This is a genomic window from Methylobacterium sp. AC315 (assembly GCF_979253755.1).
Window position 1 is genome coordinate 1 of the sequence record NZ_CEEDEA010000123.1, and the last position, 242, is coordinate 242.

1 pseudogene is annotated in these 242 nt (G+C 71.5%); it reads left to right on the top strand.

Annotation, left to right across the window (positions count from 1 at the left end):
* A pseudogene (locus tag AC0IY0_RS28965) lies at nt 1-242 on the top strand (MFS transporter); the annotation flags it as partial.

Here is a 242-nt window from a genome sequence, read left to right on the forward strand (position 1 = left end):
GGCCTTGCCCTGGCCCCGTACGTTACGGCTTACTTGGCGGCTTGGCTCCTCATCGGCCGCGGCATGGGCACCGGACTGTACGATCCCGCCTTCGCCACCCTCGGCCGGCTCTACGGTGCCGAGGCGAGGTCCGCCCTCACGACGCTGACCCTGTGGGGCGGCTTCGCCAGCACGGTGTGCTGGCCGCTCTCCGCCTTCCTGCTCGAGCAGGTCGGCTGGCGCGGCACCTGCCTCGCCTATGC